12 protein-coding genes and 1 pseudogene are annotated in these 14,933 nt (G+C 36.0%); 9 read left to right on the top strand and 4 right to left on the bottom strand.

Annotated elements, in window-relative coordinates; all coding sequences use genetic code 11:
* The first annotated feature begins 1 nt into the window (after position 1).
* Together ACSKY2_RS05130 and ACSKY2_RS05125 are read left to right on the top strand one after the other, a co-directional pair.
* Positions 2-1,246: an MFS transporter gene (locus tag ACSKY2_RS05130; RefSeq protein WP_489877009.1), complete on the top strand. Its 1,245-nt coding sequence runs from the start codon at positions 2-4 to the stop codon at positions 1,244-1,246.
* A gap of 327 nt (positions 1,247-1,573) precedes the next feature.
* A complete protein-coding gene (locus ACSKY2_RS05125) occupies positions 1,574-2,737 on the top strand; it encodes an ROK family protein (protein ID WP_489877008.1) in 1,164 nt (387 codons plus the stop codon).
* Between the two features lie 71 nt (positions 2,738-2,808).
* Here ACSKY2_RS05125 and ACSKY2_RS05120 read toward each other — a convergent pair whose 3' ends face one another.
* Positions 2,809-3,633: a helix-turn-helix domain-containing protein gene (locus ACSKY2_RS05120; RefSeq protein ID WP_489877007.1), complete on the bottom strand. Its 825-nt coding sequence runs from the start codon at positions 3,631-3,633 to the stop codon at positions 2,809-2,811.
* A gap of 150 nt (positions 3,634-3,783) precedes the next feature.
* Between ACSKY2_RS05120 and ACSKY2_RS05115 the strand changes: the two genes are divergently transcribed.
* The 4 genes from ACSKY2_RS05115 (at position 3,784) to xylB (ending at position 9,812) form a co-directional block, all read left to right on the top strand.
* The gene (locus ACSKY2_RS05115; protein ID WP_489877006.1) at positions 3,784-5,442 is read left to right on the top strand and encodes a glycoside hydrolase family 43 protein; all 1,659 of its coding nucleotides are present in this window, start codon (positions 3,784-3,786) and stop codon (positions 5,440-5,442) included.
* Positions 5,443-5,462: 20 nt separating this feature from the next.
* Positions 5,463-6,716: an MFS transporter gene (locus ACSKY2_RS05110; RefSeq protein ID WP_489877005.1), complete on the top strand. Its 1,254-nt coding sequence runs from the start codon at positions 5,463-5,465 to the stop codon at positions 6,714-6,716.
* Positions 6,717-6,849: 133 nt separating this feature from the next.
* On the top strand, positions 6,850-8,232 hold the full coding sequence (gene xylA, locus ACSKY2_RS05105; protein WP_489840814.1) for a xylose isomerase: 1,383 nt from the start codon (positions 6,850-6,852) through the stop codon (positions 8,230-8,232).
* A gap of 83 nt (positions 8,233-8,315) precedes the next feature.
* Entirely contained in the window at positions 8,316-9,812 is a 1,497-nt protein-coding gene (gene xylB / locus ACSKY2_RS05100; protein WP_489877004.1) for a xylulokinase, read from the top strand.
* 48 nt (positions 9,813-9,860) lie between these two features.
* On the opposite strand, the gene trpA is transcribed toward xylB, so the two are convergent.
* From trpA to trpF, 3 genes and pseudogenes are all read right to left on the bottom strand, one after another.
* Complete coding sequence (trpA, locus tag ACSKY2_RS05095) at positions 9,861-10,655, bottom strand: tryptophan synthase subunit alpha (RefSeq protein ID WP_489877003.1); 795 nt, start codon at positions 10,653-10,655, stop codon at positions 9,861-9,863.
* The gene (trpB, locus tag ACSKY2_RS05090) at positions 10,648-11,871 is read right to left on the bottom strand and encodes a tryptophan synthase subunit beta (RefSeq protein ID WP_489840817.1); all 1,224 of its coding nucleotides are present in this window, start codon (positions 11,869-11,871) and stop codon (positions 10,648-10,650) included. Before trpB ends, trpA begins: the two co-directional genes overlap by 8 nt.
* Positions 11,852-12,106: pseudogene (gene trpF, locus ACSKY2_RS05085) on the bottom strand (phosphoribosylanthranilate isomerase); the annotation flags it as partial. The pseudogene trpF and the gene trpB, both read right to left, overlap by 20 nt.
* Positions 12,107-12,720: 614 nt before the next feature.
* Between trpF and ACSKY2_RS05080 the strand changes: the two are divergent.
* The 3 genes from ACSKY2_RS05080 to ACSKY2_RS05070 are packed head-to-tail and all read left to right on the top strand — an operon-like array spanning position 12,721 to position 14,933.
* Positions 12,721-14,115, top strand: a complete 1,395-nt coding sequence (locus ACSKY2_RS05080; RefSeq protein ID WP_489840818.1) for a BglG family transcription antiterminator — start codon at positions 12,721-12,723, stop codon at positions 14,113-14,115.
* On the top strand, positions 14,108-14,497 hold the full coding sequence (locus tag ACSKY2_RS05075; RefSeq protein ID WP_489877002.1) for a hypothetical protein: 390 nt from the start codon (positions 14,108-14,110) through the stop codon (positions 14,495-14,497). The genes ACSKY2_RS05080 and ACSKY2_RS05075 overlap by 8 nt, the downstream gene beginning before the upstream one ends.
* Positions 14,484-14,933: a PTS sugar transporter subunit IIA gene (locus ACSKY2_RS05070; protein WP_489877001.1), complete on the top strand. Its 450-nt coding sequence runs from the start codon at positions 14,484-14,486 to the stop codon at positions 14,931-14,933. Before ACSKY2_RS05075 ends, ACSKY2_RS05070 begins: the two co-directional genes overlap by 14 nt.

The raw sequence follows: 14,933 nt of genomic DNA, 5'->3' as shown, positions 1-14,933 counted from the left end.
AATGGAAAATATTAATGAAACACAAAAAAGAAAAGGAAAGTTTCCTTTCAGATTAGGTTTTGGAATATTGTTTGGCTTATTGGGGTGGTTAGTGCCATACATTGGGGTTAATTCAACATTACTACCAGCAAAACTACAAGTTTTAGATCCCACTAACAAGGTGCAAATAGTAGCATTACTTGCTACAATCGCAATGATAGTGGCAACAATTTCAAATATCATTGAAGGAGCTTTATCGGATAGAACTGTAAGCAGAATTGGGAAAAGAAATCCTTGGATTATTTTCGGATGTGTGGCTACTCTAATATGTTTCTTTATTTTAACTAAGGTTACAAGTATCAGAAGTATTATTATTATTTGGGTATTTTATCAAATTGCATTGAATATGATGGTAGCACCATTAGTTGCATTTATTGCTGATAAAGCACCCAAAGAGTATAGAGGGACAATATCATCATTTTATGGAGTAGGAATGAATATTGGAAATTCTCTGTCAACAATTATTGCATCTAGATTTATTGACCATATTAATAGTGGAATTTATTTATTGATGGTGTTTCAAATAATATTTGTACTAGTAGGATTATTGTTGATTGGCGATGGAAGTAATAAGGGTGATAAACGAGATAAGTTAAATGCTAAGCAACTTGTAGAAGCCTTTATGTTTCCAATTCATGGCGAAATACGTGATTTTTATTTGGCTGTAGTGGGTAAATTATTATTTGTGTCAGCTCATTATGTAATTGTGGGATATCAATTATATATATTTACAGATTATATGCGATTATCATCTGATAGTGCTGCATCAAACTTATCAATTATGTCGACAATATTGTTGATTATGGGGGTATCTTTTGCCATTGTTGGCGGACCACTTGCTGATAAATTCCATAGTTTAAAGTTATTAGTGGCTTTGTCAACGTTTGTTTTGGGAATTGGTGTTGTCTTCCCAATGGTTGATCCTGCTCCATGGACTATGTTTGCATACGCCTTATTTGGTGGTGCTGCTATGGGAATGTATCAGTCAGTTGATCAGGCTTTAAATGTAACAGTTCTTCCCAGTCAAAATAACGCAGCTAAAGATCTTGGAATAGTGAATTTGGCTAATTCCTTAGGTCAAATCATAGGACCAGTGGTTGCTTCTGTTATTATTGGATTATTAGGCTATCGTGGCATTTTTCCAGTTGCCGGGTTAATGTGTTTAATTGGTGGTATTTTGATCTTAATGATTAAAAAAGTTAAATAATATTTTAATTTAAAGTGCTATTAAGACTACTACAACAGTGATTGATAGTGATAGTTTGGCTCAATTGCAAATAGTACGATTGTTTAATTGATTTTGTGAAAATAGTTCGTAAATTTGATGTTATTTATATCAGGTTTACGGGCTTTTTTAGGTAATTATATTTTGTGTAAGTATTTTTATTGGCTTTTTTTTTGGAAGAAAGGATAAAATGAAAGTGTAAAATTTTACTCTTGTGCTAGAAAATATCATGTTGATATTTTTTTGCATTCCACAGGAAGTAAAATGTATAATCAATTTAAGTTGACGAATTAAAAAGAGAGAAAAACAATGAATGAAGGTACAAAGAAAGAGTCTTTTCACCAAGGAAATTTGAAATTAGTTTTACAACAAGTCATCAATAATGGGCCCATTTCTCGAATTGAGATTGCAAGAAATTTAGGCATGAATAAATCTTCAATAACGGCCTTATACAATGAAGTAGATGATGTTGGCTATTTAAAAGAAATTGGTAGTGGTGAAGCATCGAAACTTGGTGGTAGAAAACCCACTTTAGTTGTGTTAAATGGTCAATATGGCTATACGATTAGTGTTGATATGGGATATCGTCATTTACACATTATGGCTAATTTATTAAATGGTAAAAGTGTGTCATATCAGCGTATTGAAATTAGTGATCGTAATATCTACAACATATTGGCTATTATTGATAATCAAATTGATGCGATTGCAGACGAAATTGAATCCGATAATGGCTTATTAGGTATTGCATTTTCTATCCACGGTATTGTTTATGACAATCAAATTTTAAAATCTCCCTTTTTAGATTTTCAGGATGTTAATCTGGTTGAACGATTCCAAGACAAATATCGTGTACCAGTTATTTTAGAAAATGAAGCTAATTTATCTGCGGTTTATGAAAGAGACTTTAATGCGGCACAAAATGAAAAAAATATTTTGAGTGTTAGTATCCATAAGGGAATTGGGGCAGGCATTATTTTAAATCGCAGTTTATATCATGGATTTAGAGGATCTGCTGGTGAGATTGGTCGATCGTTAATGTTTAATGATAAACAGTATAGTTTTGATAAAGTAGAAAATTTTTGTTCTGAAGATGCCATTATTGAAAAAGTTCAAAATCAAAAGAATATTAAGGGATTGACTAGGGACGGTCTCGAAAAATTACTTCAGGATCAAGATATAGAAACACAAGAAATTGTGGATACTTTTATTGATGCTATTTCACGTGTTATTTTTAATGCAGCCGTTTCCTTTTCTCCAGAAAAAATATTCATTAATTCTAGATTGATGGAAGACATACCAGAAATTTTTATTGCAATTCAGACCACCACTAAAAAATTAGAGATGGTTCCAGAACTCTATATGACAGAACATTCTAATTATGCAACCCTTTTGGGTGGTTGTTCATTGATCACGCACCATGTATTGGGATTAGATGATTATAATTTGATATTTTCTTCAACTTTAAAATAAAAAACAGAACTAATTAGCATGACTAAATGAGGTGTTCCCTGAAAGTTAAACTTTTACTTTCGGTAAACACCTCATTTAGTTTTTTTATTCATTTTTTGCTTTCTAGCCTGTAAAGGTGTCGTTTGATAGGACTCTTTGAAATACTTAAGAGCTAATCTCTTATTAGTTAAACCATTTTTTAATAGTAATTCATGAATAGGTAAATTAGTTTCGATAACGTCATGATAAAAAGCATTTATTCTTATTTGATAAAGATACTGGACAGGAGTGACACCAATTTGTTGTTTGAATAACCGGCTGATGTAATTTGGATTATAAGAAAATATGCGAGCAACTTCTGCAATACTAATTTTTTCAGAATAATGCTGATTTAAATAGCGTAAAACTTCTTTAAGATTATCCATATTAGTATTATCAACCTCTTCGGTAATACCAAATTTGATAAATAGAGAATATACCAAAATTAAAATATTAGCTTGAAATAGTAATTGATAGCCAGGATTTTTATTAGCATATATCTGGCCAAGTTTAAGGAAAATATTTGTAATTGTGTCATATTCAGAAGAATGCTTGTCTAACTTAAAAATGGTTTGCTCAGCATTCGGCAAATATTGTTCAATGAAATCAATGGGAATCTGTAAGACATATGATTCGTTAGGTTTATTTTGGACTGAATGAATTATTCCTGAAGGAATTGCTAAAAATTGACCATCAGTGATGATTGATTGATAGCCATTAAATGAAAATAGTAATTCACCATGGATGACGTAGATAATTTCTAAACTTCGATGCCAATGTAGGGGGACGAAGTCTGGTTCAGACATAACAGAATAGTAAAATCTAACGCCAACATCTGGATTTGGTGAAACATTTTCATGATGTGCAGAAATAGTCATAGCTTTGTCTCCATATTAAAAAGGTTACAATTTTAACGTAAAAAGTGACGATAATTTAAAGTGTTTTGAATATTGTTGCTAATGTATTCGCTTACATTGTATAGTCTCTTTGTTGGAAAAGCAAACAATAAAAAGACGAGGGAAAATATAATGACAGTAGTAACAAATCCAATTATACCAGGAATGGCACCAGATCCATCAATTATTCGTGTTGAAAATGATTACTATATTGCGACATCAACATTTCATTGGATGCCAGCTATTCAAATATTTCATTCCACTGATTTGGCTAATTGGTCATTAATTGAGCAAGTGTTAAAACATGACGAAATTAACTTGCAAGGCACAAATACACCGGCGGGTATTTGGGCACCTAATTTATCTTATGATGAAAAAACAGGTCGATATTGGTTAGCATTTTCACATATGTTAAATATGGCTGGTCGTGAATTTAATGCTGATTCATATGCAATGTGGGCAACAGATATTCGAGGACCTTGGTCAAAGCCAATTTATATGACCTCTATTGGTTTTGATCCAGCAATTTTTCATGATGAAAATGGTAAACATTATTTGTCAATTTTAGAATGGGAATCTCGCGTCGGTTACCAAGCACCGGGACACATTGTTATCGCTGAAGTTGATTTGGAAAATGGCGGTATTATTGGAGAATGGCATCGGGTGACCCATGGATTTACAACTAGAGGTGCAGCTGAAGCACCACAATTGTATAAGCATGGTGGGTATTATTACTTGCTAATTGCAGCTGGTGGTACTGGTTATGCACATGGTGTTGAAATTGGACGATCAAAAGACATATTTGGACCGTATGAACCGCACCCATCAGGTGAACCTATTATCACATCGTCACCACAACACCTATTTTCATTAGGTGATCCTGATGCTGGTCAATTTGATATGTATAATCCTAATTCATTAATGCAAAAAGCAGGACATGGCTCTTTAGTTGAAACCCAAACAGGTGAATGGTATGTAGCTCACTTGATGTCACGACCATTACCTAATACAAAATTAAATCCATTAGGACGCGAGACTAGTTTGCAGAAAATGATTTGGACAGATGATGGTTGGTTGGAAATGTCTGATGGCAGTAATTTAGCAAAGATGACATTTGAAGGATTGTCAAACACTTTGGTTAAAACGCAACAAAATCAGGACTTTAACACTGATTTTGCTAGTAACCAATTGGATAATCACTTTATGACACCCTATCATTTACCAAATAAGGATTGGGTCAATCAAACGGAACGACCAAACCATTTACGTATTTACGGCGGTAATTCGTTATTTTCACAAATGTCGCCAAATCTTGTAGCAACTAGAGCAACTTCATTAAACTTTGAAGTGGCAACGGAGCTATCATTTAATCCTGATCATTATTCTGAAAATGCCGGATTGGGCTTGTATTATGATTCAAATAATTGGTTTTTCGTTCGTATGTACTATTCAGAATCTTTAAAAACAACGACATTAAGCATTTTACAAGCAAAATTAGGTGAACGCATCGAATTTATTCATCATAAAGTGCCAATGAATGAAAATAGCGTCCAATTAAAGATTAGCTATAAATTTGGCAAAGCAACTGTTTACTACCAATTTAAAGATACCAATGAATGGGTCAAATTAATTGAAAATGTGGATGTGAGTTATTTGTCCGACGAAGGGGTTAATGGTGAACCGGGTGAAATTGGTGGGTTTACAGGATTATTTAACTTTATTGGTGTCGTAGATTCACATCAACATGATGCGTTTGCTGATTTTAATTATTATTATGTTAAAAATCATTAACTTTGTTGGGGGAAGTAAAAATGAAAATACAAGAAATACCTTTAAAACGATTAGTACCGGGATTAGTGATTGGACCAGCAGCTTGGTTAGGTCCCTATATTGTTGCTTCTAGTTTGTTTTTGCCAGCAATGATTCAACATCTAGATGGACCACACAAAGTGCAATTAATGGCGCTATTTTCAACTGCAGCGATGATAGTTGCAGCATTGGCGAATATGCTTGCAGGCATGTTGTCTGATAAAACTGTTTCAAAGTATGGACAAAGAACACCTTGGATAGTTGGTGGGGCGTTTACTTTTATGTTAGCGATGATTGCATCAGCAATGGCGCCCAATATTTGGGTATTATTGGGAACATGGATGTTTGGTCAGGTTGCGTTAAACTTTATTGTTGCACCAATGGTTGCGTGGTTAGATATGGCACCTGAAGACGGAAAAGGAACGGCATCTTCAGTTTATGGTGGCTTAGGAATGGCATTAGGTAACAATGGCTTTAATATTTTTGGTGCAATGTTATTAGGTCAATTTCGACTGGGATTTATCATTTTTGGAATAGTAACATTTATTGGAACGTTGCTCGCTGTTTTGATAGTTCATGAACCATCAAATATTGGTGTTGAGATAACGTCTGAGAATTCACCAGAAAAAAAGCAGACAGAAAAGAAAACACTTCATGAGATATTATCTATTTTTCCGGGTTGGAAAATTGGTCGGGATTATTATTTAGCATTAATGGGCAAACTATTCCAAGGTGTTAGTAATTTTGCCATTACTGGTTATTTATTATATATCTTGACTGATTATATCGGTAAAAGCACTGGCAGTACACAAACATCAATTCAATTAATTAATACGATCATGTTAATATTTGGTATTTTAATGGGCTTTGTTGCTGGACCATTTGCGGATAAATTCAAAGTATTAAAATGGCCAATTGGTTCATCAACGATCTTTTTAGCATTGGGCGCATTATCAATGTTCCTTTTGCATAATGATATTGGGATTGTGATTTATGCTTTTATGGCAGGAATTGGTATGGGAATTTGGAATTCACTTGATAATTTACTAAACTTGGAAGTTATTCCTGATCCAAATCGAGTGGCATTTTTCTTGGGAGTGTATAACTTAGGTAATACGATTACACAGGCCTTAGCACCAGTTATTGCGGCCATTGTGATTTCAACATTTGGCTATTCAGCAATATTCATTTTGTCATTTGTTTTTGCGGTTATTGGAGGTGTGCTAATTTTCTCAATTAAGTCAGTGAAAAGATAATAATGAACAAAAATTTATAGCGCAAAAAACTTGTCATATTAATTGATAACGTTTACAATAGTCTTTGTAAGTTGGTTGGTACAAAAAACAGACTAACCTAATAGGGTTAGAATTTATATTTAGGGGAACAAAAATGACTGAATTATACGATTTTCCAAAAGTTGAATATGTTGGTGGTAAGAAGGGTGTAGATTTTTTATCAACCAAGGGATATAACTATTACAATCCTGACGAAGAATTTACAATTAATGGTGAAACAAAGCCAATGAAGGATTGGTTGAAATTCTCAGTTGCCTATTGGCATACCATGGATCAGCGTCTTGTCGATCCATTTGGTGAAGGGACTGCAGTTCGTCCATGGGATGTGGATGGTGTAGATGATATGGAAGACATGGATCACGCTTTAGCAAAAGTTGATTACTTGTTTGAATTTATGGACAAACTAGGATTAGAATACTTTGCATTCCATGATCGTGATTTAGCACCACAAGGAAATACATTGGCTGAAACAAATGCAAATTTGGATAAGGTCGTTGATAAGATTGAACAAAAGATGAAGGAAACTGGTAAAAAATTACTTTGGAACACATCGTCATTGTTCACAGATAAGCGTTTCTTAGCTGGTGGTGCAACGACACCATTTGCTGATGTTTTTGCTTACTCAGCTGCTCAAATCAAGCACTCACTAGAAATTGCCAAGCGTTTGGGTTCACAATCTTATGTTTTCTGGGGTGGTCGTGAAGGTTATGAATCACTACTAAATACCGACACAAAGCGTGAGTTAGATCATATCGCTGCATTCTTTAAGATGGCACGGGATTATGCTAAGGAAATTGGTTATACTGGTCAGTTGTTGCTAGAACCAAAGCCTAAGGAGCCAACGGATCACCAATATGATACAGATGTACAAACAACGATTTCATTCCTACAAACATATGGTTTGGAAAAGGACTTCAAGTTAAATATTGAAGGTAACCATGCTTACTTGGCTGGTCATAAATATGAGCATGAGGCACGTTTTGCTCGTGAAGCTGGATTATTAGGTTCACTTGATGCAAATATGGGTGACAAGCAAACCGGTTGGGATATTGATGAATTCCCTAACGATATTTACGAATCAACATTGGTAATGTATGAATTCATTTTGAATGGTGGTCTACCAAAAGGTGGCTTGAACTTTGATGCTAAAGTACGTCGTGCATCATTTAAGCCAGAAGATTTATTCTATGCTCACATGGCAGGAATGGATACGTATGCAGCAGGGTTCCGTGTTGCAATGAAGATGTATGAGGATGGCTTCTTAGAGAATATTAAGCGCGAACGTTATGCCTCATTTGATGAAGGTATCTTTGCTGATTTTGAAAATGGTAAAGGTTCTTTGAAGACATTTGAAGACTATATTCTAAATAAGACGAATGATGAAATCTTTGATAAAGTTGAATCACAGCACCTTGAGGCAATTAAGGCAACGTTAAATAACTATATTTATTCTGTTTTGGGTCCAACTTTTAACTAAATTTGAACAGAATACAAGAACAAAACGCCTCAATCTAATATTGATTGGAGCGCTTTTTTATATAAAAGGGATAGGAAAAAAATATGACAAAAGAAGTGGTTTTAGGTGTTGATCTAGGAACTTCAGCGGTTAAAGTATCAGCTGTAGATCATCAGGGAACAATTATTGCACAAGAGGCTTATGATTATCCATTGTCACAGCCTGCACCAGGACATAGTGAACAAAATCCAGAAGAATGGGTTAGTGGGACAACCGTTGCCATTGTGCGGTTGATTTTAAATGACCAGTTAGCACCGGAACAAATTAAGGGTATCTCATTCTCAGGGCAAATGCATGGCTTGGTCTTATTAGATAAGGATCGTAAAGTGTTACGCCCAGCAATGCTTTGGAATGATACGCGAACATCAAAACAAACACGTGAGATACATGAAAAAATGGGTGAAGAATTTGTTGCTGTGACGCGTAACAAAGCCCAAGAAGGCTTTACCTTACCAGCAATATTATGGATAAAGGAAAATGAACCAGATATTTTTGCGCAGGTAGATAAATTTGTGACACCAAAAGATTATTTGCGTTATCGTATGACTGGCAAATTACAAATGGAAATATCGGATGCTGCTGGGACAGTAGCGTTAGATGTTGCTGCAGGTACATGGTCAAAGCGAGTACAGGAAGTGTTTGATTTACCAACAACAATGTTCCCTGAGATTATTCAATCAATTGATAATGTTGGACCAATTTCACAGGCATATGCAGAGTTCTCTGGTTTAATGACAGATACGCAAGTCATTGGTGGTGCCGCAGATAATGCTGCTGGTGCCGTAGGATCGGCTATTCTAAAGCCTAATATGGTGATGTCATCAATTGGTACTTCAGGTGTTGTTTTGAAATATGAAGACACAGCAGATGTTGATTATCACGGTAAGTTAACTTTCTTTAATCATGCTATTCCTGGTAAATTTTACTCAATGGGCGTTACGCTTGCAGCAGGTTATTCATTATCTTGGTTTAAAAAGAATTTTGCGAGTGAAATTAGTTTTAATGAGATGGTTGAGTTAGCAAATTCGTCAACGATTGGTGCTAATGGGCTATTATTCACACCTTATATTGTTGGTGAGCGTGGAGATGGTGATATCCGTGGGTCGTTTATCGGTATTGATGGTACTCAAACCCGAGCAGATTTTGTGAGAGCAGTCTTAGAAGGCATTATTTATTCTTTTAAGGATATATTTGCTTTGTATGAAACAGCTGGTGCTGATTTTGATACAGTGGTTGCTATTGGTGGTGGTGCAAAATCAGCATTATGGTTACAAATTCAAGCGGACATATTTAATACAAAAGTGGTATCGCTTAAGAATGAGCAGGGACCAGGTATGGGAGCAGCCATTTTGGCGGCTGTTGGTCTAGGTTGGTTTGATAGTGTGCAAGAAGCCGCTGATACTTTTACAAGTTTTGGTAAAACCTATGAACCGATACCAGAAAATGTGTCACAATATCGTGAATATTATGAATTATATAAGCAAATTTATAGTCAAACAGCAAAATTATCACATGATTTATTGGCTTTGAGGCGCAAATAAACAAAAAGAATTGCCTGACATTTTTTCGTTTTGTCAGGCAATTCTTTTTTACTTAGTGAGAAACTGGGGAATATCGTCTATTGCTTGGCGAATATTTCGGGTAAATGACTCTATTGCAATGGGGGCGTCTTGTTTCTCCGTGGCGACAATATTGACAATGGCACTATCGATAATCACCCCATCAGTGATTTCAGCCATCAGCCGTGCTTGTTCTGGTGTGTGAACACCAAAACCAATTGCAGTTGGCACGTTAGTATACTGATGAATGGTAGTCACTAATTCTTTTAAACTTTTGTAAAAGGCATCTCGTTCACTAGTGATATTAACTGATGTAACGACATAGATGAACCCAGTTGCGTTTTTGGCAATTTTAGCGATTCGGTGCCCGGATGTTGGTGCAATGAGTGGAATAATGTCAATATCATACGATGTCGCGATAGGAACGATTTCATTTCGACTTTCATATGACAGGTCTGGAATAACTAAACCGGCAATATGCAGTTGAGCACATCGCCTTAAAAAGGCATCATAACCGTATTTGAAGGGAATGTTCAGATACGTCAATAGCACGATTGGTACATCTGTTTTTTGTCGGGCAGCAGCGACAATATTAAATACCGTTTCGACGTGAACATTTGCTTGGAAAGCACGCAGACTAGCAGCTTGGATTATAGGACCATCAGCAACTGGATCTGAAAAGGGGACGCCTAGCTCAACAATATCAGCACCACCTTTGGCAAGTGCGATGATATTTTGTACCGTTGTATCAAAATCCGGATCATCAGCCATGACAAATGGCATAATTATTTTATGATTTTTAAAGATTTCAGTTAATTTAGTCATCAATAGCAACTCCTCTATACTTAGCAATACTTGCAACATCCTTGTCACCACGACCAGAAAGGGTACAAATAATAATTTGGTTTTTGTTCATGGTTGGGGCAATCTTTTCCACGTAAGCAATGGCGTGACAACTTTCAATAGCTGCAATGATACCTTCTTGCTTGGCAATATATTCAAACGCTTGAACGGCTTCATCATCTGTAATGCCAACATATTCAGCACGGTTTGCTGCTGCTAAGGCAGCATGTTCTGGACCGATACCAGGATAGTCTAAACCAGCTGAAATTGAATACACGGGATCGATTTGACCATCATTGTTTTGCATGAATAATGATTTCATACCGTGAAAAATGCCAACAGACCCACGTTCGACTGTGGCGGCGTTTCTATTGGTGTCAATTCCTTTACCAGCAGCTTCTACGCCAACTAATTTAACACTGGGGTCATCAAGATAGTTAGCAAAACTACCGATAGCGTTACTACCACCACCAACACAAGCAACGATCATGTCAGGTAATTGGTTCTCTTGTGCTTGTAATTGTTGTTTTGATTCTTCTGAAATGACACTTTGAAAATATTTCACCATTTCAGGAAAAGGTGCAGGACCAACAGCTGACCCTAAGATATAGAAGGTATCATCACTTCGAGTAGCCCACTCTTGTAAGGTAGCGTTGACGGCATCCTTTAACACTTGTGATCCTGTTGTGACGGGGTGTACCTTTGCACCGAGTAGTTCCATGCGATATACATTTAATTTTTGTCGTTCCGTATCTTCTTTACCCATGAAAATTTCACAAGACATCCCCAACAATGCGGCAATTGTTGCGGTTGCGACACCGTGTTGCCCAGCGCCAGTTTCAGCAATGAGTCTTTTTTTACCTAAATGCTTGGCAACAAGGGCTTGCCCAATCACATTATTGATTTTATGAGCACCTGTATGATTTAAATCTTCTCGTTTGAGATAAATTTTGGCACCACCAAGATCTTCAGTCATATTTTTGGCATAATATAATAATGAGGGACGGTTAGCATAATGACGTAATAAGTTTTGGAGTTCTGCGTTAAACTTGGGATCTGTTTGTAATTCCTTAAAAGCTTCACTCACTTTTTCAAGTTCTGACATCAAGGTTTCAGGAATATATTGACCCCCAAAACCGTTACCATATCGACCGGGTTGTTGTGTTGATTGTTCTTTTTCATCTTGTAAAGTTTTCATGATAAGACTCCTTTTGTGTATTTTGAATGAATTGTATAATTTTTTACGGTCTTTTTTCGATTTGTTTCGACACCATTTGAAACATCCATAATCGCTGGTTGCATATTGTCAGGTGTTAATCTACCAGCAAGAATAAGTGGACGCTTAATATGTGCACTTCATTTAAAGATAGTAGTTGACCACTGCCTTTACCACTACCACCCATGAGGTAGTCAGCCATTGAATGAAGATCGATCATTGTGACGAGTAATCTTTATTTTGATAATGTGTCTGTAATACCACCATCGTTTGATTTCAAGTGTTCGTATCATAAATATCCTCCAAGTGCACAAAAAAATCCGCCCATAACTGTCGATAGTTAAGGACGGATTTTTCCGCGGTGCCACCTTAATTTAATTAGTTGCATTGTTAGCCATAGACGAATACGATATTAGCTAACGTGAGCACCTAATTACCCTTAGCGAAGGACCAACATCCTTCCGGCAACTGACGTATGCCAACACGTCTCCCTGTACTCGAAAATTTTTCGAGGGAACCCTCAGTGGTCCATTTAATCATCTGCGTTCGATTGCACTCTCACCAATGGCAACTCTCTTTGCGTGCACAATGATCTTGATCTCCACTTCATCGGTTTATTTGGACGAATTATTAATTGTTGTTATGTATATTAGAGCATTTTAATAAAAGTGTCAATATTTTTAATTTTTCAAATAAATATTTTATAAGACATCATGATATCACTAAAACATGCGATGTTTAAAAATTAATGGCCATTGCAATGGCCATTTAATTAAGAAAACGCTTACAACTTCAAGGATAAAATATAAATTGTAGAAAGGAAGTGAAAAAATGAGCACCAATAATTTGGAAAATAAAATATTGATGTTTTTGGGTCAACAAACAGATTTTGTTGACGCACAATTGATTTCACAGACTTTTGATGTGTCAAAAAAAACAGTCTATCGCATGATCAGTAAGTTGAATCAAACCGACAACGTGGTCGAGTCACAACGGGGACGGGGATATCGTTTGCGAGAAAATCGGTTTTCAACACCGATGACCGAACAAGATGAGCAACGACAGCTTGATTTAGCAATTAATTTATTACATTCGTTTCCACATGGTTTGAATCGATGGCGTTTATTAGAAAAAATGTACATTTCAGAATCAACTTTGCAGCGTGATTTAAGTATTTTAAATGACATGCTTCGTCCGTTTCACATCAGTATTGATCGATCTGCTGGTGAAGCTAAAGTTGTGGGAACTGAAATACAAGTTCGAAAAGCGTTAAATTATTTTTTGTTGGAGAATACTGTTACACAACAGGTTGTTGAAGGGTTATCAGGAATTTTTCCAAATATTTCAAAAACAGATCAAACGTTTGTTAGTGCACAGATGACATTGATTGAAAAAGAACTTGATGTAGAAATTTTAGATCCGTACACTGTTAATATTTTTTCACATCTCTACATTTTGTTAGATAGGGTGAGACAACATAATGGTGAATTAGATACACCAGTCGTGATGCATGAGCACTATGATGAATTATTATTGCGAGTTGCACGACAAGTTATTAATAACATCAGTGAGTATGCACATGTTCAAATTAATAGCCAAGAAATTGAAAACTTGATGTTATATTTGGTGGGGTTACGATATGACCGTACCTTGGATAATAGTCAGGAAAATGAAGCACGACGCTTGGTGGATTATTTAATTCATGGTTTATCTTTACCATCACATGTTAATATCGAAAATTTACGTAATGCGTTAATTGGACATGTACGACCGATGATTCACCGGATGAAAGAAGACATGCTCATTGTTAACCCATTACTGAATGATATTCGTTTTAGTTACCAAGAAACATTTTGTCGAGTGCAACAAGTTTTGGCACAAACACAATATGATGTCTCAGATGATGAAATTGGTTTTTTAACCCTTTATGTTGTGAGGGCGTTAGAAGAAGCCAATGTCAAAAAACGCGTCTTACTAATGTGTTCAACAGGCGTTGGTACGGCACAGTTATTGCAGACTAAAGTGCGACATGCGTTTCCTGATTTTGATATTGTTGGCACGATTTCAGCTCGAGATTATGAATTGAATCTCAAAAAATTTGAACAAGTCGACTTGGTTATTTCGACAGTTGCCATTCATTTTCAACCAGCGTCACCTGTTATTCAGGTTAGTGCGTTGTTTAACGAGAGTGATCGTCGCAAAGTTGAGGAAATGTTATATGGTTAAATTTAAATTTTTATCAACGTCGACACTACCAACGATGGCTGTGATGGCCGAATATGTTGCCAACCAATTTGATTTAGATCAAAAAGAGGCCTTGAGCGTGATGCAGGCACGTGAATCGTTAGGCAGTACGGCTATTACGGCAGATATGATCATGCCACATGTTGAATTGCCAAACTTGACAAAGCAGGGTTTGTTATTAATTCAAAGTCCAGCAAAATCAGCTTTAGTTTTGATTATTGATAGTCAACTGCCCGACAATCAGTTGATTAGTTTATTAGGTGTACTTTTGCAGTCACAGCATTTAGCCAAATTGAAACAGATAGAGTCACAACAGGCTTTAGAAGAATTTATAAAGGAGGTGAGTTTAAATGCTATCAGATAAAATTATTTTACTTGACGAGAGTGCATCAGATAACCAAGCAGCTCTTGGGAAATTAGCTGATCAATTGATTGCTAGTGGGGCTGTTAAAGCGTCATACAAGCCAGCTATTTTAAAACGTGAAGTTGAATTTCCAACGGGGTTGGCCACGGAAAATATTGGTATTGCTATGCCACATACGGATGCGGAACATGTCAATTATGACCAAATAGGTGTTTTGCGCCTACGAGACCCAGTTACTTTCTTACAGATGGGGGATGGACAAGAAATTCAAGTCAAGTTCGTATTTATGTTGGCGCTAAAGGAAGCGCATGCGCAATTGGGTATGTTGCAGACACTAGTCGCTTTAATTCAAGATAAAGAAAAAATTCAGCAATTATTATTAGCACAAGATACAGAAGAAGTTATTGAAACATTAAAGAACGCAGGGATAGAATAA

It is taken from the genome of Weissella sp. ESL1156 (genome assembly GCF_058505625.1).
The sequence above is the reverse complement of the archived record's forward strand: the minus strand, read 5'-3'. Positions and strand labels throughout refer to the sequence as shown.

Coding starts and splice junctions, on each gene's coding strand:
- ACSKY2_RS05130 (WP_489877009.1), top strand. CDS start 2: ATGGAAAATATTAATGAAACACAAAAAAGAAAAGGAAAGTTTCCTTTC.
- ACSKY2_RS05080 (WP_489840818.1), top strand. CDS start 12,721: ATGAGCACCAATAATTTGGAAAATAAAATATTGATGTTTTTGGGTCAA.
- ACSKY2_RS05120 (WP_489877007.1), bottom strand. CDS start 3,633: ATGACTATTTCTGCACATCATGAAAATGTTTCACCAAATCCAGATGTT.
- xylB (WP_489877004.1), top strand. CDS start 8,316: ATGACAAAAGAAGTGGTTTTAGGTGTTGATCTAGGAACTTCAGCGGTT.
- ACSKY2_RS05110 (WP_489877005.1), top strand. CDS start 5,463: ATGAAAATACAAGAAATACCTTTAAAACGATTAGTACCGGGATTAGTG.
- ACSKY2_RS05070 (WP_489877001.1), top strand. CDS start 14,484: ATGCTATCAGATAAAATTATTTTACTTGACGAGAGTGCATCAGATAAC.
- ACSKY2_RS05075 (WP_489877002.1), top strand. CDS start 14,108: ATGGTTAAATTTAAATTTTTATCAACGTCGACACTACCAACGATGGCT.
- ACSKY2_RS05115 (WP_489877006.1), top strand. CDS start 3,784: ATGACAGTAGTAACAAATCCAATTATACCAGGAATGGCACCAGATCCA.
- ACSKY2_RS05125 (WP_489877008.1), top strand. CDS start 1,574: ATGAATGAAGGTACAAAGAAAGAGTCTTTTCACCAAGGAAATTTGAAA.
- trpA (WP_489877003.1), bottom strand. CDS start 10,655: ATGACTAAATTAACTGAAATCTTTAAAAATCATAAAATAATTATGCCA.
- xylA (WP_489840814.1), top strand. CDS start 6,850: ATGACTGAATTATACGATTTTCCAAAAGTTGAATATGTTGGTGGTAAG.
- trpB (WP_489840817.1), bottom strand. CDS start 11,871: ATGAAAACTTTACAAGATGAAAAAGAACAATCAACACAACAACCCGGT.